30 protein-coding genes and 1 other RNA gene are annotated in these 22,281 nt (G+C 67.5%); 17 read left to right on the top strand and 14 right to left on the bottom strand.

The annotated features are described in order from the left end of the window. Nucleotides 1-23 precede the first annotated feature (23 nt). From ACO6VK_RS15060 to ACO6VK_RS15050, 3 genes are all read left to right on the top strand, one after another. A complete protein-coding gene (locus tag ACO6VK_RS15060) occupies nucleotides 24-761 on the top strand; it encodes an SDR family oxidoreductase (protein ID WP_422508483.1) in 738 nt (245 codons plus the stop codon). Next, entirely contained in the window at nucleotides 755-2,185 is a 1,431-nt protein-coding gene (locus ACO6VK_RS15055; protein WP_422508481.1) for an efflux transporter outer membrane subunit, read from the top strand. Before ACO6VK_RS15060 ends, ACO6VK_RS15055 begins: the two co-directional genes overlap by 7 nt. A gap of 169 nt (nucleotides 2,186-2,354) precedes the next feature. Next, nucleotides 2,355-2,621: a hypothetical protein gene (locus ACO6VK_RS15050; RefSeq protein ID WP_422508479.1), complete on the top strand. Its 267-nt coding sequence runs from the start codon at nucleotides 2,355-2,357 to the stop codon at nucleotides 2,619-2,621. Nucleotides 2,622-2,624: 3 nt separating this feature from the next. On the opposite strand, the gene ACO6VK_RS15045 is transcribed toward ACO6VK_RS15050, so the two are convergent. The 3 genes from ACO6VK_RS15045 to ACO6VK_RS15035 form a co-directional block, all read right to left on the bottom strand. Further along, the gene (locus ACO6VK_RS15045) at nucleotides 2,625-3,008 is read right to left on the bottom strand and encodes a VOC family protein (RefSeq protein ID WP_422508477.1); all 384 of its coding nucleotides are present in this window, start codon (nucleotides 3,006-3,008) and stop codon (nucleotides 2,625-2,627) included. A gap of 77 nt (nucleotides 3,009-3,085) precedes the next feature. Beyond that, entirely contained in the window at nucleotides 3,086-3,949 is an 864-nt protein-coding gene (locus ACO6VK_RS15040; protein WP_422508475.1) for an endonuclease/exonuclease/phosphatase family protein, read from the bottom strand. Between the two features lie 80 nt (nucleotides 3,950-4,029). After that, nucleotides 4,030-4,752 (bottom strand): hypothetical protein, encoded by a 723-nt coding sequence (locus ACO6VK_RS15035; RefSeq protein ID WP_422508473.1) that lies wholly within the window; start codon nucleotides 4,750-4,752, stop codon nucleotides 4,030-4,032. A gap of 105 nt (nucleotides 4,753-4,857) precedes the next feature. On the opposite strand from ACO6VK_RS15035, the gene ACO6VK_RS15030 reads away from it, so the two are divergent. Continuing rightward, nucleotides 4,858-5,214 carry a GNAT family N-acetyltransferase gene (locus tag ACO6VK_RS15030; RefSeq protein WP_422508471.1) on the top strand — a complete coding sequence of 119 codons (357 nt, stop codon included), beginning with the start codon at nucleotides 4,858-4,860 and terminating at the stop codon, nucleotides 5,212-5,214. Nucleotides 5,215-5,253: 39 nt separating this feature from the next. Then, nucleotides 5,254-5,415: a GNAT family N-acetyltransferase gene (locus tag ACO6VK_RS15025; RefSeq protein WP_422508469.1), complete on the top strand. Its 162-nt coding sequence runs from the start codon at nucleotides 5,254-5,256 to the stop codon at nucleotides 5,413-5,415. A gap of 42 nt (nucleotides 5,416-5,457) precedes the next feature. Here the strand turns inward: ACO6VK_RS15025 and ACO6VK_RS15020 are convergent, their stop codons facing one another. Next, nucleotides 5,458-7,023: an EAL domain-containing protein gene (locus ACO6VK_RS15020; protein WP_422508467.1), complete on the bottom strand. Its 1,566-nt coding sequence runs from the start codon at nucleotides 7,021-7,023 to the stop codon at nucleotides 5,458-5,460. A 144-nt stretch (nucleotides 7,024-7,167) separates the two neighbouring features. Continuing rightward, a complete protein-coding gene (locus ACO6VK_RS15015; RefSeq protein ID WP_422508465.1) occupies nucleotides 7,168-7,710 on the bottom strand; it encodes a hypothetical protein in 543 nt (180 codons plus the stop codon). A gap of 225 nt (nucleotides 7,711-7,935) precedes the next feature. On the opposite strand from ACO6VK_RS15015, the gene ACO6VK_RS15010 reads away from it, so the two are divergent. After that, on the top strand, nucleotides 7,936-8,247 hold the full coding sequence (locus tag ACO6VK_RS15010) for a hypothetical protein (RefSeq protein ID WP_422508463.1): 312 nt from the start codon (nucleotides 7,936-7,938) through the stop codon (nucleotides 8,245-8,247). 34 nt (nucleotides 8,248-8,281) lie between these two features. Here the strand turns inward: ACO6VK_RS15010 and ACO6VK_RS15005 are convergent, their stop codons facing one another. Next, entirely contained in the window at nucleotides 8,282-8,482 is a 201-nt protein-coding gene (locus tag ACO6VK_RS15005; RefSeq protein ID WP_422508461.1) for a hypothetical protein, read from the bottom strand. 191 nt (nucleotides 8,483-8,673) lie between these two features. On the opposite strand from ACO6VK_RS15005, the gene ACO6VK_RS15000 reads away from it, so the two are divergent. After that, a complete protein-coding gene (locus ACO6VK_RS15000; protein ID WP_422508459.1) occupies nucleotides 8,674-9,291 on the top strand; it encodes a hypothetical protein in 618 nt (205 codons plus the stop codon). Between the two features lie 110 nt (nucleotides 9,292-9,401). Here ACO6VK_RS15000 and ssrA read toward each other — a convergent pair. Further along, nucleotides 9,402-9,804: a transfer-messenger RNA gene (gene ssrA, locus ACO6VK_RS14995) on the bottom strand. Between the two features lie 159 nt (nucleotides 9,805-9,963). On the opposite strand from ssrA, the gene ACO6VK_RS14990 reads away from it, so the two are divergent. Continuing rightward, entirely contained in the window at nucleotides 9,964-10,368 is a 405-nt protein-coding gene (locus tag ACO6VK_RS14990) for a hypothetical protein (protein WP_422508457.1), read from the top strand. A gap of 98 nt (nucleotides 10,369-10,466) precedes the next feature. Continuing rightward, a complete protein-coding gene (locus tag ACO6VK_RS14985; protein WP_422508455.1) occupies nucleotides 10,467-10,877 on the top strand; it encodes a hypothetical protein in 411 nt (136 codons plus the stop codon). A gap of 9 nt (nucleotides 10,878-10,886) precedes the next feature. Here ACO6VK_RS14985 and ACO6VK_RS14980 read toward each other — a convergent pair whose 3' ends face one another. Next, the gene (locus ACO6VK_RS14980; RefSeq protein WP_422508453.1) at nucleotides 10,887-11,798 is read right to left on the bottom strand and encodes a LysR family transcriptional regulator; all 912 of its coding nucleotides are present in this window, start codon (nucleotides 11,796-11,798) and stop codon (nucleotides 10,887-10,889) included. A gap of 106 nt (nucleotides 11,799-11,904) precedes the next feature. Here ACO6VK_RS14980 and ACO6VK_RS14975 point away from each other — a divergent pair, with 106 nt between their 5' ends. Then, nucleotides 11,905-12,585 (top strand): isochorismatase family protein, encoded by a 681-nt coding sequence (locus ACO6VK_RS14975; protein WP_422508451.1) that lies wholly within the window; start codon nucleotides 11,905-11,907, stop codon nucleotides 12,583-12,585. Between the two features lie 71 nt (nucleotides 12,586-12,656). Here the strand turns inward: ACO6VK_RS14975 and ACO6VK_RS14970 are convergent, their stop codons facing one another. The 3 genes from ACO6VK_RS14970 to ACO6VK_RS14960 form a co-directional block, all read right to left on the bottom strand. Then, nucleotides 12,657-13,016, bottom strand: a complete 360-nt coding sequence (locus ACO6VK_RS14970; protein ID WP_422508449.1) for a hypothetical protein — start codon at nucleotides 13,014-13,016, stop codon at nucleotides 12,657-12,659. An 80-nt stretch (nucleotides 13,017-13,096) separates the two neighbouring features. Beyond that, nucleotides 13,097-13,513 (bottom strand): DUF6691 family protein, encoded by a 417-nt coding sequence (locus ACO6VK_RS14965; RefSeq protein WP_422508447.1) that lies wholly within the window; start codon nucleotides 13,511-13,513, stop codon nucleotides 13,097-13,099. Further along, complete coding sequence (locus tag ACO6VK_RS14960) at nucleotides 13,510-13,935, bottom strand: YeeE/YedE family protein (RefSeq protein WP_422508578.1); 426 nt, start codon at nucleotides 13,933-13,935, stop codon at nucleotides 13,510-13,512. Before ACO6VK_RS14960 ends, ACO6VK_RS14965 begins: the two co-directional genes overlap by 4 nt. 113 nt (nucleotides 13,936-14,048) lie before the next feature. On the opposite strand from ACO6VK_RS14960, the gene ACO6VK_RS14955 reads away from it, so the two are divergent. Further along, a complete protein-coding gene (locus ACO6VK_RS14955; RefSeq protein WP_422508445.1) occupies nucleotides 14,049-14,387 on the top strand; it encodes an ArsR/SmtB family transcription factor in 339 nt (112 codons plus the stop codon). Between the two features lie 56 nt (nucleotides 14,388-14,443). Here ACO6VK_RS14955 and smpB read toward each other — a convergent pair whose 3' ends face one another. Continuing rightward, the gene (smpB, locus tag ACO6VK_RS14950) at nucleotides 14,444-14,947 is read right to left on the bottom strand and encodes an SsrA-binding protein SmpB (protein ID WP_411850713.1); all 504 of its coding nucleotides are present in this window, start codon (nucleotides 14,945-14,947) and stop codon (nucleotides 14,444-14,446) included. Between the two features lie 61 nt (nucleotides 14,948-15,008). Here smpB and ACO6VK_RS14945 point away from each other — a divergent pair, with 61 nt between their 5' ends. Then, nucleotides 15,009-15,437, top strand: a complete 429-nt coding sequence (locus ACO6VK_RS14945; RefSeq protein WP_411852792.1) for a type II toxin-antitoxin system RatA family toxin — start codon at nucleotides 15,009-15,011, stop codon at nucleotides 15,435-15,437. 3 nt (nucleotides 15,438-15,440) lie between these two features. Further along, nucleotides 15,441-15,701 carry an RnfH family protein gene (locus tag ACO6VK_RS14940; protein ID WP_422508442.1) on the top strand — a complete coding sequence of 87 codons (261 nt, stop codon included), beginning with the start codon at nucleotides 15,441-15,443 and terminating at the stop codon, nucleotides 15,699-15,701. Between the two features lie 18 nt (nucleotides 15,702-15,719). Here the strand turns inward: ACO6VK_RS14940 and ACO6VK_RS14935 are convergent, their stop codons facing one another. Then, nucleotides 15,720-16,115 carry an outer membrane protein assembly factor BamE gene (locus tag ACO6VK_RS14935; RefSeq protein WP_411850715.1) on the bottom strand — a complete coding sequence of 132 codons (396 nt, stop codon included), beginning with the start codon at nucleotides 16,113-16,115 and terminating at the stop codon, nucleotides 15,720-15,722. Nucleotides 16,116-16,218: 103 nt separating this feature from the next. Here ACO6VK_RS14935 and fur point away from each other — a divergent pair, with 103 nt between their 5' ends. Beyond that, entirely contained in the window at nucleotides 16,219-16,626 is a 408-nt protein-coding gene (gene fur / locus ACO6VK_RS14930; RefSeq protein WP_005409235.1) for a ferric iron uptake transcriptional regulator, read from the top strand. Nucleotides 16,627-16,707: 81 nt separating this feature from the next. On the opposite strand, the gene recN is transcribed toward fur, so the two are convergent. Beyond that, nucleotides 16,708-18,369: a DNA repair protein RecN gene (gene recN / locus ACO6VK_RS14925; RefSeq protein ID WP_422508433.1), complete on the bottom strand. Its 1,662-nt coding sequence runs from the start codon at nucleotides 18,367-18,369 to the stop codon at nucleotides 16,708-16,710. A 111-nt stretch (nucleotides 18,370-18,480) separates the two neighbouring features. Here recN and hrcA point away from each other — a divergent pair, with 111 nt between their 5' ends. The 3 genes from hrcA (at nucleotide 18,481) to dnaK (ending at nucleotide 22,226) form a co-directional block, all read left to right on the top strand. Continuing rightward, nucleotides 18,481-19,548: a heat-inducible transcriptional repressor HrcA gene (gene hrcA, locus ACO6VK_RS14920; protein WP_422508431.1), complete on the top strand. Its 1,068-nt coding sequence runs from the start codon at nucleotides 18,481-18,483 to the stop codon at nucleotides 19,546-19,548. 82 nt (nucleotides 19,549-19,630) lie between these two features. Then, nucleotides 19,631-20,146, top strand: coding sequence for a nucleotide exchange factor GrpE (gene grpE, locus ACO6VK_RS14915; RefSeq protein WP_422508429.1), 516 nt, complete (start codon nucleotides 19,631-19,633; stop codon nucleotides 20,144-20,146). Nucleotides 20,147-20,291: 145 nt separating this feature from the next. Further along, a complete protein-coding gene (gene dnaK / locus ACO6VK_RS14910) occupies nucleotides 20,292-22,226 on the top strand; it encodes a molecular chaperone DnaK (RefSeq protein WP_422508427.1) in 1,935 nt (644 codons plus the stop codon). The last annotated feature ends 55 nt before the right edge of the window (nucleotides 22,227-22,281 follow it).

The raw sequence follows: 22,281 nt of genomic DNA, 5'->3' as shown, positions 1-22,281 counted from the left end.
CCATCCCCCGCGAGGTTTTTCACATGAATACCGCTACCCAACAGATCGCCCTGGTCACCGGTGCCACCCGCGGCATCGGCCTGGAAACCGTCCGTCAACTGGCCCAGGCCGGCGTGCACACGCTGCTGGCCGGGCGCAAGCGCGACGTCGCCGTGGCCGAAGCGCTGAAGCTGCAGGCCGAAGGCCTGCCGGTGGAAGCGATCCAGCTCGACGTCGGCGATGCCGCCAGCATCGCCGCGGCGGTGCAGACCGTGACCGAGCGTCACGGCCGCCTGGACATCCTGGTCAACAACGCCGGCATCCTGCTCGATGACATCAAGCTCGCGCCGTCGGCGCAGACCCTGCAGACCTGGCGCGATACCTTCGACACCAACGTCTTCGCGGTCATCGCCGTCACCCAGGCGTTCCTCCCGCTGATCAACGCCTCGTCGGCCGGCCGCATCGTCAATGTGTCGAGCATCCTCGGCTCGCTGACCCTGCACAGCCAGCCGGGCTCGCCGATCTACGGCTTCGCGGTGCCGGCCTACAACGCCTCCAAGAGCGCGGTGAACGCCTGGACCGTGCAGCTGGCCTACGAGCTGCGCGACAGCACCACCAAGGTCAACACCGTGCATCCGGGGTACGTCAAAACCGACATGAACGGTGGCGAGGGCGAGATCGAAATCAGCGAAGGCGCGCGCTCCAGCGTGGGCATGGCGCTGATCGGTGCAGACGGCCCCAACGGCAGCTTCACCTACCTGGGCGAGGTGCTGCCGTGGTGATCCGCCTGTTGACCGTGGCCGTGACCAGCGCGCTGCTGGCCGGCTGCGTCAGCGTCGGCCCCAACTACCAGGCGCCACCGGCCGAGCCGGTGAGCCTGCAGGGGGCCGCCGCGCCGGTGTTCAGCACCACCTCGCCGGTTGCCAGCTGGTGGGCGCAGTTCGACGATCCGGTGCTGGAGCAGCTGGTGCACGACGCACTGGGCGCCAACCTGGACCTGCGCATCGCGATGTCGCGGGTCCGCGAGGCCCGCGCGGTGTTCGTCGAACAACGCCTGGACCAGTTGCCGCATGTGACCAGCGGCGGCAGCTACGACCGCCGCAAGCAGCCCGACGCCACCGTGGGTGGCGACCGGGTGTTCAGCGAGACCTACCAGCTCGGCTTCGACGCCGGCTGGGAGCTCGACCTGTTCGGCCGCCAGCGCCGCGCCGCCGAGGCGGCACGTGCCGACCTCGGTGCCGAGCAGGACAACCTCGCCGATGCCCAGGTCACCGTGGCCGCCGAAGTGGCGCGCAACTACTTCGAGCTGCGTGGCACCCAGAAGCGCATCGCCGTGGCCAAGCGCACCCTGGTCAATCTGCGCGATACCCAGAAGCTGACCGAAACCCGCTGGGAACTCGGCGCGGGCAGCGAACTGGACGTGCAGAGCAGCCGCGCGCGGTTGAAGGCGATCGAAGCCGACATCCCGCTGCTGGAAGTGGCCGAGGTGCAGTCGCGCCATCGCCTGGCGGTGCTGCTGGGCCAGCGTCCGGATGCCCTGGACAGCGTGCTGCAGCCGCGCGAGGTGCCGGCGTATGCCAGGGCATTGCCGCTTGGTGACACCACCGACCTGCTGCGTCAGCGTGCCGATGTGCGTGTGGCCGAGCGTCGGCTGGCCGCCGCGACGGCGCGCGTCGGCGTGGCCACCGCTGACCTGTTCCCGCGGATCAGCCTGAGCGGTTTCGTCGGCTTCCTGTCCGGCGATGCCAGCGGCCTGGTCAACGGCAGCAACAAGGCATGGTCGGTGACGCCGTCGATCAGCTGGGCCGCGTTCGATTTCGGCACGGTCAAGGCCCGCCTGCGCGCCAGCAAGGCCCAGGCCGACGGCGCTGCGGCCGAGTACGAGAAGGCGGTCCTGCTGGCGCTGGAAGACACCGAGAACGCGTTGACCCGCTACGCCAAGCAGCAGGCGCGGTTGTCGATCGTCGCCGAGCAGGCACAGGCCGCGCGGCGTGCCGAGCAGTTGGCGCAGATCCGCTACCGCGAAGGGTCGGAAGACTTCCTGACCCTGCTCGACGCACAGCGCACCCAGCTGGCGGCCGACGACGCGCTGGCCGAGGCCGAGTCGACGGTCAACGTCAGCGTGGTCGGTGTGTACAAGGCGTTGGGTGGGTGGGGCCAGCAGCAGGCCAGCGCGGCGGTGGCCGTGGTGCCGTCCGGCCGCTGAGAGGGACTTGAAGGCCGGGCGTCCAATGGGCGCCCGGCCGTTGTTGTGCGTAGGAATATGCCGTGATCGCGCGTAGCCCGCGTGTCGATGGCGACAGATGACGGCATTGCCTCTGCCCGCCGTGGTGGAGCCGGTGCTACAAGCCGGTAACCCTTCAGGAGTCGCCGACATGTCGCAGCCGAAATCCTCTTTTTCCCGACTCGCCTATGGCGACCCCGGCCCGGCAGACGCCGGCCTGTCCCTCGGTGTGGTGGTACTGCTGGTGGTGGGTGCCCTGGTAGTGGCCGTAGCGTTCGTGCGCATGAGCGATGCGCTGCTGGACATGGGCCTGCTCGGCACGGGCGTGTTCCTGGCCATCGGCGCGCGCATCTGCCAGGCGCGCAACCAGCACCAGGCCCTGCATCGCCTGATCGAACGCAGCCTGCAGCGGCGCTGAGCCTCAGGGCCACACCGTGGCCGGCGCCCGCCCGTCATCGCCGCGCATTCGCACGATGCAGAACCGATGCCCGGTCGGCGCTTCCATCACCCACCAGCGTTTGACGAAGCCGATGCGGCGCGCGCCCAGTTTCTCCAGGCGCTCGGCTTCGGCATCGATGTCGTCGCTTTCGATGTCCAGATGCACCCGCGAGGCGTGCGTCACCCGCTGTACCTCCACATTCAGCCCGGCCGGTGCCCCCTCCAGGTCGGCATACTCCGCGCCGTCCTCGGCACGGGCGGGCGCGGCCCGGTAGCCCAGCGCTGCCGCCCAGAAGGCGGCAGCGTCGGTACTGGGCGTGTCCTGGCAATCAATGATGAATCCGGCCAGACGGCTGCGATGGGCCATGACGGTGCTCCGAGCGGAAAACCGTTGTTATCGTCGCCCCGCCATTGGCACTGCGTGACGCCGGTGTGGGCGGCCGGTCAGCGCGGGGTGGCAGCAGGGAAGCGCAGGTCGACCTGCACCGGATAGTGGTCCGACGGCAGCACGCCACCGGGTGTCTGGTCCAGCGTGCTGAAGCGGTCCACCGTGAACCCGCGCACCAGAATCCAGTCCAGTTCAACCGTCGGCTTGCCGGTGAAGTCGTGGAAGGTCAGGCGCGGGCCGTCGACCGTGCCGGCGAGCTTTCGTGCATCGCCCAGCGAAGCGGTGAACGCCTTGTAGGTGTCGCTGCCCGGCTCGCTGTTGAAATCGCCGGTGACCACCACCGGCACGCCGGGTTTCAGCGTGGCCAACCGCTCGGTGATGAGCGTGGCGCCCCGCACGCGGCGCGGCTCGTCCTCGTCACGGTAGGGCAGGTGGGTGTTGAGCAGGTAGAAGCGCTGGCCATCGGCCTGGCGCTGGAACAGCGCCCAGGTGACCATGCGCGGGAACAGGTTGCCCCAGGTGATGCTGCCCGGCACGTCCGGCGTATCGGACAGCCAGAAGTTGCCCGACTCGACCACCGTCAGCTGCGCGCTGTCATAGAACACGCCCATGTGCTCGTCGCCGCTGCCACCGCGACGCCCTTCGCCGAACCAGCGGTAGCCGGGCAGGTGGCCGACCAGGTACACGGCCTGTTTCTCCACCAGCTCCTGGGTGCCCACCACGGCCGGCTTCTGTTCGCGCAGCAGGGTCACCATCGCATCGCGGCGGTCGTCCCAGCGGCGGCCCGGTTCGGTATCCACCGGCGTGCGCACATTGAAGGACATCACCCGCAGCGGGGCAGGGGCTTCAGCCCAGGCAGCGGCCGGCAGTGACAGGGCGATCAGCGCGAGCAGCGCGGTACGGCGAAAACGAGACAACATTGGAATCCCTCCATCCCATGAAAACGTTTCCGGAAGGGTCGCATGGAATGCCGCAGGGGGGAATTGCCGGCGTTGGCGATTCAGTTCATCAGCAGCGCCCAGCCGATCACGCTGTTGATCACCACGCCCAACAGCAGCACCCAGACCGTGGAGAGGATCGTATTGAGCCACGAGCGCTGCAGCGCCACCTTCAACCAGCCCGCCTGCACCACCGCGAACCAGACAAAGGACAGCACCGCCACCACCAGCCCGATGCGCGTGGACAGCTCGCCGGGCAGCCGCACGAACACCATGCTGGTGGACACCGCCACCGCGAACGGTGCGGCGAGGTAGCACTGCATGAAGAACGGGCGGCGCAGCGACTCACGGGTCATGGGCACTTTCTTGCGCCGCAGCAGGTGCACGGTGGCGACCAGCGGCCACACCGCGAACGTGATCGAGCGATACAGCAGCAGGCTTTCCTCGTTGCCCATCACCGTGCGCGACAGTTCGCTGGTGCCCACCACGGTCTGGTGCATCATCAACTCCACCCCGTGCGCTACCAGCACCGCCAGCATCAGGAACATCGGCGGGCTGATCGCATCGTCGAACTGCTTGTCCAGCTTCTGCGTCAGCTCGGTATTGACGTACTGCGCCATCCGGCGCGGATGCACGACCACCCGGTACAGCGTGCGCGGGAAGAACAGGAACCAGGTGCACAGCTCGTAGAGGAACTCTTCCAGCGAGCGGAGCAGCTTGAGAAAATCCATGCGCAGGCGTCCTTCACCGCGGCCGGCGGCATTGCCGGTCCATCGGTGCAGCATCGTCCCGCCGGGCGTATACACGGCGTGGATGACGCGGCCGGCCCTTGCGCGGCGCGGCCAGCCCGGGCATCAATGTCTGTTCCTGCGCACACCGGGCCGTCCGGCATGACCATCCTGCACACACCGGCGTCCGGCCATCCCGACGTCACCCTGCGCCCGTTGCTGCGCAGCGACGCCACGGCGTGGTTCGCCTGCCTGTCCCGTCCTGGCCTGCTTCGGCACACCAGCTGGCAGGTGTCCTCGGTTGCCGAGCTGGCGCCGCTGTTCGATGCGCTGGAGGCGCCGGAGCCGGTCACCCAGATCCGCCTCGCCATTGTCGATACCGCCGGCACCCTGGTGGGGAGCATCGGCTTCCACAGCATCAACCCGGCCCAGTGCAGCGCCGAAATCGCCTATGAGCTGGTGCCCGAATTCCAGGGCCGCGGGATTGCCAGCGCCGCCTGCCGCCAGATCTGTGCCTGAGGGTTTGCCCGCTTCGGCTGGCAGCGCATCCAGGCCTGCGTGCTGGATACCAATGCCGCCTCTGCCGCTGTGCTGCGTCGCTGCGGTTTCGAGCATGAAGGCCGACTGCGCCGCTTGCGCCGCGTGGCCGGGCAATCGCGTGATTTCGACGTGTACGCGCGCCTGGCACCCGACGGTACGGCTGATCCGGCGCAGGGCTGACGACGCGGGCCGCTGCCAAGGGTGGCAGCGGGTGGGGACGAGTCAATTCGCGCGCGCGTAGTCCAGCAGCTCCGGCATCGACATCGGTTTGCCAAACAGCCAACCCTGGGCGTACTGCACCCCGGCGTCGCGCAGGATGTCGCGCTGGCGCTCGGTTTCCACGCCCTCGGCGATCATCTGCAGGCCCAATGACTTGGCGATGCCGATGATATGGAAGGCCAGGGTGCTGGTGGGGTCGTTGCTGTCGATCGCATCGACGAAGGACTTGTCGATCTTGAGGAAGTCCAGGTCGTAGGTGGCCAGATAGGACAGGCTGGAATGACCCGTGCCGAAATCGTCGATCGCCACGCGGTAGCCACTGGAGCGGATCGCAATCAGGATGTCACGCGCGGTTTCCGGCTGGATCAGGCCGCGTTCGGTCACCTCGACCAGGACGTTGTGCGCACCAATCCCGGCCTTGTCGATCATCCGCTGCAGGCGTGACTGGATGCGCGGCACATTGATGTCGGCCGCCGACAGGTTGATGGCGATATGCGCGGCCGGGTCCTGTGCCACCAGCGCCTGCGCGTCGGCGGTGACCAGGGCCATCACCTCATCGGTGATCCGGCAGATCAACGCGTGCTCCTCGGCGACGGGAATGAACTCGGCCGGGCCGATCGGCGGCCCGCTGCTGCGCTGCCAGCGGATCAGCGCCTCGGCGCCGACGCAGCGTCCGCTGTCCAGCGCCACCACCGGCTGGTAGCGCAGGTAGAACTCGCGATTGTCCAGTGCGCGCGTCAGCTCGGCGCGCAGCGACATCTGCCGGCGCAGCAGTCCGGCCAGGGCCAGCAACGCCAGCAGCTCGGCGGCGGCGGCAAACGGCAGCGTGCGCTGCAGCGCCTGCCGCCACAGCAGCTGCAACTGCGCACGCGGCATCGCCGCCAGCACGGCGGTTTCGCCATCCTCGGCATCGCGCATGACCAGCCGGCTGCCCTCGACGGTGCGCGCCTGGTTGCCGCCGGCATAGCCGCGCAGCCAGGCCGGGTCCAGCGAGCCGCGATGGCGGATCAGGTTCCAGCCATTGGCACCGCGGCCGATGTGGGCAATCGCCAGGGGCGAATCCGGCGGCAGTACATCGGTGACCTGGTCGGGGGCGATAAAGGCGGCATAGTTGCCTGCGGCGTTGACGTTGAAGCGGCCGCCGGGAATCTCGTCCAGGCGCACGCCGCTCCACGACCGCACCTTGCCGCCCAGCAGCAGCCGCGACGGGCGGCCCAGCGGCAGTGGGCGATGCAGTTCGGTGAGGCTGGCGCAGCGCAGTACATCACCGTCCAGCACCCCGATACCCTGCACATAGCTGGCGTTGGCGGCGAGCGTACGCAGCTGGTCCAGGTGCGCCTGCGAGCACGACGGCGCGTCGGCCTGCTCCTCCAGGTGGCGGAACACATCCAGTACCTGCACCCGGGTCTGCGCCGAGCGGCGCAGCACTTCCTCGGCGAGGGTGGTCAGCTGCACCGTGGCCTGGCGCCGCGCCTGCCACCAGGCCAGGCCGCCCCAGGCCAGGACAATCAGCAGCAGGACAACCCCTGCCGCCGCGGCGGCGCGAACCACCAGGTACCGATGCTGCATAGGCCGTTTCCTCCCAGAATCCGACAAAGTGTGATCGATATCACAAAAATGGCGCGAAACTGGTGTGAAGCCGGGCTGGCGGGGCGCCCGGGTGGGGCAGGGCTGGCGGCGATACCGTCCAATCAGGACGGCAACCGCCCTTGCCTAATAGATCTCGCCGTAGCGCCAACCGGTCAGCGCCAGCATGGCTTCGCCAATGCTGCGTACCGGACCGGACTTGGGCGACCACCGTGAGACCAAGTGGTGGCGATCGCTGGCCGCTTCGATGATCCAGCTGGAGCCATCGGTGCCGCCTTGGTCATCGCTTTGCGGTAGGGTCCAGAACCCGTTGTCCTGGATCAGGGCTTCGATGCGGTCGAACTGCTCGGGCGTCAACGCGTGCGCTTTCCTTCTCAGCACCTTGCCCGGTGCATACCCGCCGGCGCCATCCAGCTCGGTGGCAACCAGTTGATACTGCCCTGCCGACGCGGTGATGCGCACGGCCACCGGATGGTGGAAGGTGCGCAGCCAGAGCAGCCGATAGGTTCGGCTCCCCGTGCCGGCACGCAGCTCAGGTTCGGACATCGCCTGCAGGTAGCCTGCATTCCAGGAGGCCTGGAGGGTCTCCAGATCCAGCGGCAGTGGGCGCAGGTCATTGCGTTCGGAAGCCGAAGCCAACGCTGCGGTCATGCACAACACCAGGCCCATCGTGGCCAATGCGGGCCTGCGGGCGATCTGTTTGAACATCCTGTTCCCCCAGCCTTGCGGCCTGCGCGATCGGGTGATGATAGGTGGTTGGATCGGCCAGCAGAAAAGCGGACACCGGTTGTCCGGCGTTCTCACTCCCTATCCGCAGTTCCGTTCCGCATCCAGGCGCGCAGGGGCGCCAGGAAGGGTAAGCTTAGCGGTTCCCTTCCCGAGCGACAGCCCCCGATGGATTACCAGCTTGTGATCAAGTTCTGGCGGAAATCGCTGGACGACGAGGCCTTCCTGGCCACGCTGGAGGCGCAGCTGAGCACCGCCCTGGGCGAGGCCGCCACGCTGGACGGCTATGACGTCAGCGCCAAGGAAATCAACCTCTTCATGTTCACCGCCGAACCGCGCCCGACCTTCCGGCGGGCCAAGGATGTGCTGGAGCGCCTGGGCGTGCTGCACAGTGTTTCGGCGGCCTATCGCCTGGTCGGCGGCGCCCAGTTCAACTCGGTCTGGCCCACCCGCATGGCGCGCAAGTTCACCTTGCCCTGATGGAGCAGGGCAAGGCCGGTTACAAGGCGCTCCCTCAGGCGATCGCGGACTGCCATTGAGACCGGCTCCTGCCAGCATCTTCCTGCATGAACTGGTTGGTCATGCGATCTCCGGCGCTGTTGGACCGGATACGGGAAATGCTGCTGGCAATGAGAACAACGCGCCCATCGATATTCCCGATGCTGATTTGAAGGTGCGGGATGATCACCATGTTGAGTAGATGGCGGATGCTCACGCCCCTGGTTTTGCCCGTCGCGCTTGCCCATCGGCGCGGACCCTGACTCCCGCACGAAGCATCGCGGTCGTTCGGCGCGGTGAGTCGTCAGGTGCTGCCGAAAGCGATTGGCGGTGTATAGCGGAACCCGCCATTGGACGCATTTTTTCGAGTGCTAGACTCTCCGCCCTCAAAAGGAGCAGGGGTGGCGCATGGAGAAGTTCAAGGGGTATGTGGGGATCGCGGTGGCATTGGCGCTGGCATGGCTATTCCTGGCGCCGCAGAGCGGAGGATGGCGTGCGACACGCATGCAGGCGACGCCTCTGGATGACACTGGAATAGCGGTCATTATTCTTGGAAGGAGCGAAACGTATCCGCTGCTCGCACGGGTTGAGACCTTTGTTCGCCAATGCCCCGGAGGCGTGGAAGCCGAGGCAAGGGCGCTTGATCGGATGTACGGCTACAAGGGTGACCAGTGTCTGTTCCATCACTTGGCGCCAAGCCGTAACGATCTCTACGTGCTTGCAGACGACTTCGGCCAGTACGACACGACCTTCCGCGACGATCTTCGGAGGTCATTCGACATGGAGACCGACTCAGAGGCCTTCAAGCAGCTGATTACCCAGATGCAGGAACGCGCTGTTGCGACGTATCCGAAGATGATGAGCAACCTGCATCGCAGTTACGTGCTGACTGTCTATTTCTGGCACGCCCTTTTCGTCGGCGTCATCCTGCTGATGCTTTGGTTCCGCCGCGAGGTGGGAGGCGTGCTCCTGCTGCCCATCACAGGGCTGGGCAAGCTGCTTGCGAAGGCGCACGAGAAGGTGTGACGGAGCAGGGGCTTGACGGCCCTGGCGGGTGATCCCGCAAATGAAAAAGCCCGGGAACCCTTCGTGTAAAAGGATTCCCGGGCTTCTGCGGGTTCTTGCGAACCCTTCATTGGTGGAGGTGGGCGGAATTGAACCGCCGTCCGAAGGCACTCCATCCCCGGTACTACATGCTTAGCTCACCGTTGGATCTCATCCTGTGGCAGCACGGTGTGCAAAGCGCACCCCAGGACCAGCCTGCTTTAGTTAAGTCGTGACTGACAGGCAGCCATCACAACCGGTTCCGTGATAATGACCCTACATCTACGAGCACGGGCACAAGTAGGTTCGGGGGTTCGCCTTAGGCGGCTGTAGAACTAAACGCTAAAGCTGTTTTTAGGCAGCGATTGCGAAGTCGTTCGAACCGTAGTTGTCGTCGTTGGCAACTAAAAGTTTGCTGCTGGATTAACGAGGAAAGCTGCCCCCTCGGCATGCACCAAGTAACTTCACAACCCCCGTCGAAACCAATGCACCCCCGGTTTCTTCAAGAACGGTAAGGCTTTTAAACCTCCGACCCTGTCCGAAGACAACGCCGCAGGTTTACCTGACAACGCGAATGCTACGCCTATTTGGCTGAACAGTCACGTTGGGCCGTTCCCCTCTACCATGCAGCCAGCCCCTCTCCACTGGACCTCCATGCTTCTGCCAGGACGCCGGCCTCCCTTCGACGTACGCATCGGCGGGCCGCGTGCGCCGGCCCCGTTGAGTGTGTCCCACCTGGCGCCGGGCGGCATTGTGCTGGCCCAAGGGCTGGCGCGGCAGACCGTGCCGTTCGATGACCGTGGGCCGCGCTGCGACAACCCGGCCTTGTTCGATGCGCTGCGGAAGCTGAACGCAGACGGGGTGCCGTTCCAGTTCCAGCCGCACGCGGTGGATGCGCCGGCACGGCTGATGGCGTGGTGGCAGGAGACCGGCCGGCTGTCGGCCCGCTTCTCGGAAATCGCCTGGCTGTCGCCGGAGCAGTGGCGGATCACGATCATTCCCGTGCCGGTGCGAGGGGTGTTGGGCTGGGATGGCGAGGCCGGTGCGTTTGGTGGCTGAGGTGGCGGCCAGGCGGGGTAGGGACATCCAGATGGACGCGCTGCGTTGATGCTGGGAGGATGCCGGCAGGGCCAACCGGCCCATTCAAGGAGCAGCACATGACAGGGATGAAGGGCGTCGTCGGCATCGCACTGGGGCTGCTGCTGGCTGGCGCGGCCGCTGCACACGAGGGGGTCGGCACGCAGTCGGTCGTCACCACCCGGGCGGACCATGCGGCCGGGTCGAGTCAGGCGCAGGGCATCGAGCAGTGGCTGGCGCAGGTCTCGCCCGATCGCCCGGCGATGCTGTCCGGCGGTGCGTTCACGGTGTCGCGCACGTATCCGGCCGCCGGATCGGCCAGTGGCGCTGACCTGCCCGCGCAGGGCGTCGCCGGCGAGTCGCGTACGATCACCCGCCGCCTGCCGGCCGGGGACACGGAGCGCTGGCAGTACGTCTGGCAGAACGGGCGCTGGACGCTGGGCGCCTACGACTACGTATCGGCCGCGCGCAACGCCGCACGCAGGCGCTGACGCGCGCGCTCAGTCTTCCTGCAGCTGCTCGAAGCGCATGGCCAGGTAGTCGATCAGGGCGCGAACGGCCGGCAGCAGGCCCCGGCGTGAGGGGAACACCGCATGCACGATGCCGTGGTGCGGTTGCCAGTCGGGCAGCAGGCGCACCAGGCGGCCGTCGGCCAGTTCGTCGCAGATCATCATGGTGGGCAGCATCAGGATGCCCACGCCGGCGACGGCGGCCGCGCGCAGGGCCACCATGTCGTCGCTGACCATGCGCGGTACGTGGTGGACCAGCGCCACGGCGCCGTCGGTGGCGCTCAACTGCCAGGCGTGTACCTGGTGCGCGGCACTGAGGTCCACGCTGGGGAAATGCGCGAGGTCGGCCGGCACGGTCGGGATTGGCTGATGGAGGAACAGCGACGGGCTCGCGGCCACGCACCAGTTGCGCGTGGCCAGCACGCGCACGATCAGGTCGCTGTCGGCCAGCGGCGGCGGTCGAACGCGGATGGCGATGTCCAGGCCTTCGCCGATCACATCCACCCGCCGGTTGGTGGCGTCCAGGTGCAGCGAGACTTTCGGGTGCTCGGCCAGGAAGTCGGCCAGCATCACGCCCATGCGCGCCTGCAGGATGGCCACCGGGACGGCGATGCGTACCGTGCCGCGTGGCTCGGCGCGCGACAGGGCGATCGCCTCTTCCGCCGCTTCGGCTTCGACCAGCATCGCCTTGCAGTGCGCGTAGTACTCCTGGCCCACCTCGGTGACCGAGAAGCGGCGGGTGGAGCGTTGGATCAGGCGGACACCGAGCCGCTCTTCAAGCAGGGCGATGCGCCGGCTGAGCTTGGACTTGGGAATGCCCAGTGCGCGCCCGGCCGGGGCGAAGCCGCCGTGCTCGACCACGTGCGCGTAGTAGGAGAGGTCGTTGAGGTCGATCGTGCTCATGTCGAGCATCGTTCATCTGGTGGGACGCTGAGGATAGATCCTGCTGACTACTGGGTCCATCGTTCCACAAATAGTCTGGGGCCCCCAACGTTTACAGGATATCCAGATGAGCACCCCAGCCAACTTCAACAACGCCGCCCCCGTCATCGACCCGGCCAATGCCGCGATGCTGCTGATTGACCACCAGAGTGGTCTGTTCCAGACCGTGCACGACATGCCGATGCCGACGCTGCGCGCCCATGCCACGGCGCTGGCGCAGATGGCCACGCTGACCGGGATGCCGGTGATCACCACCGCCTCGGTTCCGCAGGGCCCCAACGGGCCGCTGATTCCGGAGATCCACGCCGCCGCGCCGCACGCGCAGTACGTCGCGCGCCGGGGCGAAATCAATGCATGGGACAACCCGGAATTCGTGGCTGCCGTGAAGGCCACCGGGCGTCGCCAGCTGATCATCGCCGGCACCATTACCAGCGTCTGCATGGCCTTCCCGTCGATCGCCGCGGTGGCCGACGGGTACCAGGTCTTTGCCGTGATCGACGCGTCGGGCACGTACTCCAAGATGGCTCAGGAAATCACCCTGGCGCGGGTGGTGCAGGCCGGTGTGGTGCCGATGGACACTGCCGCGGTGGCCTCGGAACTGCAGAAGACCTGGCACCGCGAAGACGCGGCGCAGTGGGCGCAGATCTACACGCGGATCTTCCCGGCCTACCAGTTGCTGATCGAGAGCCATGCCAAGGCGCAGGACGTGGCGCTGCGCCAGGAAATGCTGGATTCGCAGCGCGGGTAAGCGCTGCATGCACGGGGCGGTTGGAACGCCACCGTTCGGTGGGCCTGCCGAACACGGCAGGCCCGGCCGGCTCAGCCGCGCGGGCCGTGCTCGCGCAGGCGGCGGCTGTCGGCCTGGTGGCGGGCCTTTTCCTTGCGCACGCGGTTGTGCTCGTTGCGCAGCGCCGAGGCCTGCTTGCGGACTTCCGGCTCGGCCTGCTGCATCAGCGTCTGCAGGCGCGCGATCAGGACGGCCTGTTCGCGGCTGGGGGCGGCGTCGCCCAGATCGCGGCGCACGTTGCGCAGCAGGTAGGTCAGCACCTTCAGCAGCGCGGCGGGGTCCATCGTGCGGGTGAGTTCGGAAAACACGAACTCCAGGGCAGCCACATCGGCCGTAAGGTCGGCGACTGCGTCTGCCGGGTGCGCCGAGGCCTGGGTTTGTTCGAGGGTCACGCGCCGTTCCTGTGCTGTATTGAGCGTGGATTCTGACACTTGTGCGGCCGGCGCAGGGAAAAATGCGCTGCCACCCCCGATCAGCGCCGCGACTGCCAGCGCTGCACGGCCATGCCGGCCAGCATGGCGGGCACGAACCAGAGTGCCTCCGGGGCGCCGATACCCAGCCCGACCAGGGCCGGGCCCGGGCAGTAGCCGGCCAGGCCCCAGCCTACGCCGAACACCGCTGCGCCGGCGAGCAGCCGCCGATCCACGGTGCTGCGCGAGGGCAGCGCGAAGCGCGGCGCCAGCAGCGGCCGGGAGCGCCGCAGCACGCGGTGGAACAGCACGGTACTGGTCAGCACGGCGCCGCCCAGCACGAACAGCAGGCGCAGGTCGGCGTCGCCGGTAATGTCGAGGAACCCCAGGATGCGGCGCGGATCGGTCATGCCCGAGACGGCCAGGCCGACACCGAACACGGCACCGGCGGCCAGGGCGGCCAGCGTGCGGGCGTTCATGCCGCGACCCCCAGGTGGCGCACCGCGAAGGTGGTCAGCATCGCGGTGAGCAGGAACACCGGCACCGCCACCAGCGAGCGCCGTGACAACCGGGCCAGCCCGCAGACGCCGTGGCCGCTGGTGCAGCCCGCGCCGAGGCGCGCGCCGTAGCCGACCAGCAGGCCGGCGATGACCAGCAGCGGGCGCGGGAAATCGCTGCGCGGTACGGCGGCGCCCGGTACCCAGGCCAGCCACGCGGCGCCCGCCGCCACCAGGCCGATCAGGAATGCCCAGCGCCAGGCCCTGTCCCCTAGTTCACCGGCTACCGCTCCGTCGACGATCCCGCTGATGCCGGCGATGCGCCCGTTCAACCAGAGCAGCAGGCTGGCGGCGGCGCCGATCAGCACGCCCCCCAGCAGGGCGGTGGGCCAGCCGTCGACCATCACGGTGCGGCCCGGCAGAGCAGGGCGGGGGTGGCAACGAGGCGGCACGGCATGGTGCTCTCCTGTAATTTAGATAAATCTAAACTAGGCTGCGCTCCGCTACAGTGTCAAGCATGCGAACTCCCGATCCAGTGCTGCCATTGCCCTTGCCCCCGCGCGCTGCCGACATGGCGGCGCAGGCCGATCAGGCCGCCGCGCTGCTCAAGGCGCTGGCGCACCCGGCACGGTTGCGGGTGCTGTGCCATCTGGTGGACGGGGAGGCCTCGGTGGGCGAACTGCAGCCGCTCAGCGGGCTGGGATTGTCTGCGCTGTCCCAGCACCTGGCGGTGCTGCGCGGCATGCAGCTGGTGACCACCCGGCGCGATGCGCAGACGATCTATTACGGCCTGGCCGACAGCCCCGCACTGGGGGTGCTGGGGGCGTTGCACGCGGCGTACTGCCCGGCGCCCTGAGCGCCGCATGCGCATCGCCGGCGTGAACCACGGCGATGCGGCGCGGGGGAGGGGGATCAGGCGTCGCGGTTGTGGCGACGCATGGTGCGCGACTTTTCGCGGGCCCAGTCGCGGTCCTTTTCGGCATCGCGCTTGTCATGGGTCTGCTTGCCCTTGGCCAGTGCGACTTCCAGCTTGATCTTGTTCTTGCTCCAGTACATCGCGGTGGGCACGATGGTGTAGCCGTCGCGCTGGACCTTGCCGATCAGCTTGTCGATCTCGCTGCGGTGCAGAAGCAGCTTGCGCTCGCGCCGGTCGTTGGCCACCACGTGGGTGGAGGCCTGGATCAACGGGGTGATCTGCGCACCGATGAGGTAGATTTCGCCGTCACGCACGTAGGCGTATGCATCGACGATGTTGCCGCGCCCGGCACGGATCGACTTGACCTCCCAGCCCTGCAGGGCCAGGCCGGCTTCGAAACGGTCTTCGATGTGGTACTCGTGGCGGGCACGCTTGTTGAGCGCGATGGTTTTGTTGGCCGTCGCGTTCTTTGCTTTATCCTTGCCGCTGTTCTTGCTCATGTCCGTATTGTCTCCGATTCGGGCCTCCCCGGTCGATTCATCAGCACACCAGTACCGCCGTATGCCAACTATCCGCCGTAGTGCCCTGGTCGAACATTCGGCTGCCCGCATGTTTGACCTGGTCAATGATATTGACGCCTATCCGCGCCGCTTTCGCTGGTGCTCGGCCTCGCAGATCCTGGAATCCGGCCCGGATCGCCTGGTGGCGCGCCTGGATCTGGGCCTGGGGTCGTTCTCGACCTGGTTCATGACCGAGAACGCGTTGCAGCGACCGAGCAGCATCGATATGCAGCTGCGCGATGGCCCGTTCAAGCGCCTGCACGGGCGCTGGGAGTTCCATGCGCTCGCCGAAGATGCCTGCAAGGTGACCCTCACGCTGGAGTTCGAACCGAACTCCCGCCTGCTCGGGCCGGCGCTTGCGCTGGGCTTCCAGGGCCTGGCCGACCGCATGGTGAATGACTTCGTCCGTGTCGCCGACGAGCAGGACTGAACGATGATCCGGGTGGAGGTGGTGCTGGCCTGGCCGGACCGTGCCGAGGTCCGCGCGCTGTCCCTGTTCGAGGGGGCCACCGTCGGCGATGCGATCCAGGCCGCAGCGATCGAGGGCAGCGCGCAGTGCCCGGCCGTGGCCGTGCATGGCCTGCTGGCGACCGCCGCGCAGGTGCTGCACGACGGCGACCGGGTCGAACTGCTGCGCCCCCTGCTGGCCGACCCCAAGGACAACCGCCGCCGGCGCGCGGGCGCCGGCCGCTGATTGCCGTGCTGCGGTGCCTCAGCGGCCGCGCTGCTTCTTCTTGTCCTTGGCCAGGTTGCGACCGAACTGGCGGATGCTGGTGCGGGCGAGCTCGGCGTCCTGGTTCGGGAAGTAGTCACCATCCCAGCGGGTCACCAGGTCGTTCTCGAAGAACACCGTGAAGTTCTTCACTTCGGTGTTGCCCAGGCGGTTGATGCGCTGGCTGGCGGTGTAGTCCCAACGCTGGGCGTGGAACGGGTCCGGGATGGAGGGGGTGCCGAGCAGGGCGTTGACCTGCTGCTTGCTCTGACCCACCTGCAGCTGACCGACGGCCTGCTCCCGGATCAGGTTGCCCTGATAGATGGGTTGCTTATAGATGATGCCGCAGCCCGTGGTGGACAGGGCAACGGCGGCGACCAGCAGGAGATTGCGCATCGGGAATGGCGTTTGGGGAAATCGAGTCGATGATACACTCCCGACGTGTCGCCGCGACCCAATCCGAGGCAGCTGGCGCTAAATCGCCAATGAACGGAGAATTATGGAAACCCACGACCTGCGCAAAGTCGGCCTGAAGGTGACCCATCCGCGGATGCGGATCCTTGCCCTGCTTGAGCAGCGCAACGCCCAGCACCACATGACCGCCGAAGACATCTACCGCCAGCTGCTCGAGCACGGCGACGAGATCGGCCTGGCCACGGTGTACCGGGTGCTGACCCAGTTCGAGGCCGCCGGCCTGGTCCTGAAGCACAATTTCGAGGGCGGCCAGGCCGTCTATGAGCTCGACCGCGGCGGCCACCACGACCATATGGTCGACGTGGACAGCGGCAAGATCATCGAGTTCGAAAGCCACGAGATCGAAGAACTGCAGCGCAAGATCGCCGCCGACCACGGCTACGAGCTGGAAGAGCACTCGCTGGTGCTCTACGTGCGCAAGAAGCGTAAATAACCGCGAAGTGGGTCCCAACCGTTGGTTGGGACGCACCACCGCGACGACCAACGGTCGTCGCCTACCGATGTGGACAGCCCCTCACACCTGCAACAGCTTGCGCGCCGCGGCGCGGGCTTCCTTGGTGACTTCCACGCCGCCGAGCATGCGCGCCAGCTCTTCCTCGCGCGCCCGGGTGTCCAGCTTCTCGACCGCGCTCTGGGTCATGCCGTCCACCGGTGCCTTGCTGACCCGGTAATGGGCGTGGCCCTTGGAGGCCACCTGCGGCAGGTGGGTCACGCACAGCACCTGGCGCTTTTCGCCCAAGGCGCGCAGCGTCTGCCCGACGATGTCGGCAACGGCACCGCCGATCCCCGAGTCCACTTCGTCGAAGACCATCGTCGGCACCGCGTCCAGGCCCAGCGCGGCCACTTCGATGGCCAGCGAGATCCGCGACAGTTCGCCGCCGGACGCCACCTTGCGCAGGGCGCGGGGCGGCTGGCCGGCATTGGCCGCGACCAGGAACTCGACCCGCTCGGCGCCATTGGGGTCCGGCTTGGCCACGGCCTGGGGTTCGAGGTCGATCAGGAACTGACCGCCGCCCATGCCCAGCTCGCCAATCAGCGCGGTGGTGGTCTGCGACAGCGCAGTTGCGGCCTGCTGGCGGCTGGCGCTGAGCGTGGCGGCCACGGCCTGCCACTGCGCGCCCGCGCGCTGGATCTCGCCCGCCAGGGCCTGCAGGCGCTCGTCCGCGCCCCGCAGCTGTTCGACCTCGGCGTCCAGCGCGTCACGGTGTTCGCCCAGGGCCTCCATCGGCACCCGGTGCTTGCGCGCCAGGTCGTGCAGGCGACCCAGCCGGCGTTCGATGTCCTCGAACTGCTCCGGATCGGCGTCGAGGTCGTCATGGACCCGGTCCAGCAGCGACAGGGCTTCGTGCAGCTGGATGGATGCGCTGTCCAGCAGCGCATCCACGTCGCCGAGCCGGGCGTCGTGTTCGGCCACCCGGGCGAGGTCATGGCGGGTCTGCTGCAGCAGCTGCAGGACGGAGACGTCGTCGTCGCCGTTGAGGCGGCCGGCGGCCACATCGCAGGCGCTGATCAGCGCGCTGGCGTGCGCCTGGCGGCGATGGCTGCTGCCCAGCGCCACGATCGAGGCGGGGTCGAGGTCTTCGCGGTGCAGTTCGCCCAGCTGGTGTTCAAGGAACCCGATGCGGTCGCTGACGTCTCCCTGCCTGGACAGGGCCTCGGCCTCGTCGACCAGCGCCTGCCAGCGCGCCGCGGCCTGGCGGACCTGGCTGCGTTCGGCGTCGTTGCGGGCGTAGGCATCCAGCAGCGCCAGCTGCGAGGGCCGGGACAGCAGGGCCTGCTGTTCGTGCTGCCCGTGGATCTCCACCAGCGTGGCGGCCAGCTCGGTGAGCTGGGACAGGGTGACCGGCCGGCCGTTGATCCAGGCCCGCGAGCCGCCATCGGCACGGATGATCCGGCGCAGCTGGCACTGGTCCTCATCGTCGAGCTCGTTGTCGCGCAGCCACTGCCGCGCCGGCGCATCGGCCGGTGGGGCGAATTCGGCCGAGAGCTCGGCGCGGGCGGCACCGTGGCGGACCACGCCGCTGTCGGCGCGCAGCCCGGACAGGAAGCCCAGGGCGTCCACCATCAGCGACTTGCCCGCGCCGGTCTCGCCGCTGACCACGGTCATGCCCGGCCCGAATTCGAGTTCGGTAGCGCGGACGACTGCAAAATCCTTGATCGATAGATGTCTAAGCATGGTCTTAGGTTCGTGAGCCGCGCAAAGCTAGCATGGGCGAGGGGCTGCACCAATAACTTGCCAACGCCCGGTCCAGCCATTATCTAGGGGGGCGTCTCACAGGCTGATTCCATGCACCCTTCCGTTCCCCATCTTGCGCCCCGCGCCCGCCATCTGCTGCGGACGCTGATCACGCGCCACATCCAGGATGGCGAGCCGGTCGGTTCGCAGACGCTGGCGCGGCATGCGGGGCTGGATGTCAGCCCGGCCACCATCCGCAACATCCTGGGCGATCTGGAGGACCTGGGCCTGCTCAGTTCGCCACATACCTCGGCCGGCCGGGTGCCGACCGCGCACGGGTACCGGGTGTTCGTGGACAGCCTGGTCAAGATGCAGCCCCCGGGCGAGGGCGAACTGACCCGCCTGCGCAGCGAGCTGGCCACCGGCACCGGTACCCAGGCGCTGCTGGGCAGTGCCTCGGAGCTGCTGTCGGCGATGAGCCATTTCGTGGGCGTGGTCAGTGCGCCGCGCCGGGAGCAGTTCGCCTTCCGGCACATTGATTTCGTGGCGCTGGACGCGCGCCGGGTGCTGGCGATCCTGGTGTTTGCCGACAACGAGGTGCAGAACCGGGTGATCGAGCCCCGCCGCAGCTGGGAGCCGGCCGAGCTGGAGCAGGTGGCCAACTACCTCAACGCGCACTGCGCGGGGCGGCCGCTGTCGGAGATCCGCGCGCGGCTGCTGCTGGAGCTGCGCGATGCGCAGTCGGAGATGGAGCAGGTGCTGGCGCACAGCATCGAGCTGGCCGAACAGGCGCTGGTGCCGCCGGCCGATGACATGGTGCTGGCCGGTCAGACCCGGCTGATGGGGGTGCAGGACCTGTCGGACCTGGAGCGCCTGCGAGAGCTGTTCGATGTGTTTGCCAGCAAGCGCGAGATCCTGCAGCTGCTCGAACGCACCATCCAGGCGCCGGGCGTGCGCATTTTCATCGGCGAAGAAACCGGGGTGATGCCCCTGGAGAGCGTCTCGCTGGTGACCGCGCCGTACTCGGCCGGCGGCCAGGTGCTGGGCGTGCTGGGGGTGATCGGCCCCAAACGGATGGCCTACGACCGCATGATTCCGCTGGTGCAGGCCACCGCCGAGGTGCTCGGGGCGGCGCTGGAGCCGGCCGGCCCGGGCGGATTGTCCAGTGAGCGGGCCTGATCGCCGGTTCCGCTCTTGAAACCGGTCGGCGCGCCCACATAGGGGTGGGTGGAGGCGGGGAGTCACCGCCAGGGAAACGGAAATGAACCAAGATCAGTCAGATATCGCATCCCAGACGTCGACCGGCGAGCAGGCCCCGGCCGATGCGCTGCAGCAGCAGGTCGAGAGCCTGCACAACGAGCTGGCGCTGCTCAAGGCCGAGTCGCTGCGCGAGCGCGCCGACCTGGACAACCAGCGCAAGCGCGTGGCCCGCGACGTCGAACAGGCGCGCCGCTTCGCCAACGAAAAGCTGCTGGGCGAGCTGCTGCCGGTCTTCGACAGCCTCGACGCCGGCCTGACGGCCGCCGGCACCGACCCCAGCCCGCTGCGCGAAGGCCTGGAGCTGACCTACAAGCAGCTGCTCAAGGTCGCCGCCGACAACGGCCTGACCCTGCTGGACCCGACCGGCCAGCCGTTCAACCCGGACCACCACCAGGCCATCAGCCAGGTCGACGCGCCCGGCGCGGCGCCCGGCAGCGTGGTCCAGGTGTTCCAGAAGGGCTACCAGCTCAACGATCGCCTGCTGCGCCCGGCCCTGGTCGTGGTCGCGCGCGACTGAGGTGGCTTGCGCGACGCTGAATGCGTTGCGCGTCCACCGGACACAGTGTTTGGTGGGTGGCTTGAATGTGATCCAGCCATCCCCCACATCCCATTCATAACCCGGCAGCAGCCGGATGTTCCCAGAACTTTCAGGAGTCTCCCTCATGGGCAAGATCATTGGTATCGACCTCGGCACCACCAACTCGTGTGTGGCGATCATGGACGGCGGCAAGGCCCGCGTCATCGAAAATTCCGAAGGCGACCGCACCACGCCTTCCATCGTCGCCTACACCAAGGACGGCGAAGTGCTGGTGGGCGCCTCGGCCAAGCGCCAGGCCGTCACCAACCCGAAGAACACCTTCTACGCCGTCAAGCGCCTGATCGGCCGCAAGTTCACCGACGCTGAAGTCCAGAAGGACATCGCGCACGTGCCCTACGGCATCCTGGCCCACGACAACGGCGATGCCTGGGTGCAGACCAGCGATGCCAAGAAGATGGCGCCGCAGGAAATCTCCGCCCGCGTGCTGGAGAAGATGAAGAAGACGGCCGAAGCCTTCCTGGGCGAGACCGTGACCGAAGCGGTGATCACCGTGCCGGCCTACTTCAACGACAGCCAGCGCCAGGCCACCAAGGACGCCGGCCGCATTGCAGGCCTGGACGTCAAGCGCATCATCAACGAGCCGACCGCGGCCGCGCTGGCCTATGGCCTGGACAAGGGCGACAACAAGGATCGCAAGATCGTGGTGTACGACCTGGGCGGCGGCACCTTCGACGTCTCGGTGATCGAAATCGCCAACGTCGACGGTGAAAAGCAGTTCGAAGTGCTGGCCACCAACGGTGACACCTTCCTGGGCGGCGAAGACTTCGACAACCGCGTCATCGAGTACCTCGTCGACGAGTTCAACAAGGACCAGGGCATCGACCTGCGCAAGGATCCGCTGGCCCTGCAGCGCCTGAAGGACGCTGCCGAGCGCGCCAAGATCGAGCTGTCCAGCGCGCAGCAGACCGAAGTGAACCTGCCGTACGTCACGGCCGACGCCTCGGGTCCGAAGCACCTGAACATCAAGCTGACCCGCGCCAAGCTGGAAGCGCTGGTGGAAGAGCTGATCAAGAAGTCGATCGAACCGTGCCGCGTGGCGCTGAACGATGCCGGCCTGCGCTCGAGCGACATCAGCGAAGTGATCCTGGTCGGCGGCCAGACCCGCATGCCGAAGGTGCAGCAGGCGGTGACCGAGTTCTTCGGCAAGGAACCGCGCAAGGACGTCAACCCGGACGAAGCCGTGGCACTGGGTGCGGCCATCCAGGGCGGCGTGCTCGGCGGCGACGTCAAGGACGTGCTGCTGCTGGACGTGACCCCGCTGTCGCTGGGCATCGAGACGATGGGTGGCGTGTTCACCAAGATCATCGAGAAGAACACCACCATCCCGACCAAGGCCTCGCAGGTGTTCTCCACCGCCGAGGACAACCAGTCGGCCGTGACGGTGCACGTGCTGCAGGGTGAGCGCGAACAGGCCCGCTTCAACAAGTCGCTGGCCAAGTTCGACCTGTCCGGGATCGAGCCGTCGCCGCGCGGCATGCCGCAGGTGGAAGTGTCCTTCGACATCGACGCCAACGGCATCCTGCACGTGTCGGCCAAGGACAAGAAGACCAACAAGGAACAGAAGGTCGAGATCAAGGCCGGTTCGGGTCTGTCCGAGGACGAGATCGCGCGCATGGTCGCCGACGCGGAAGCCAACCGCGAAGAAGACAAGAAGTTCCACGAGCTGGTCCAGGCCCGCAACCAGGCTGACGCGCTGATCCACGGTACCCGTACCGCGATCAACGAGCACGGCAGCAAGGTCGGCGGCGATGTGATCGGCAAGGTCGAGTCGGCCCTGGCCGATCTGGAAACGGCCATGAAGGGCGACGACAAGGCGCAGATCGAAGCCAAGTCGAAGGTGCTGGAAGAGGCCGGCCAGTCGCTGTTCGCCGCAGCTGCGGCCGCCGAGCAGGGCGGTGCCGCTCCGGGTGCCGATGCCGGTGCCGGCAACTCCAACGGCGCGCATGACGACGTGGTCGACGCCGAGTTCACCGAAGTCAAGGACGACAAGAAGTCCTGATCCGGACAAGACGCGGGACGTTGCGCAGGCAACGTCCCGTTGTCGTTTCCCCCAG

This window comes from Stenotrophomonas sp. GZD-301 (assembly GCF_049310345.1).
Lineage (GTDB): Bacteria > Pseudomonadota > Gammaproteobacteria > Xanthomonadales > Xanthomonadaceae > Stenotrophomonas.
The sequence above is the reverse complement of the archived record's forward strand: the minus strand, read 5'-3'. Positions and strand labels throughout refer to the sequence as shown.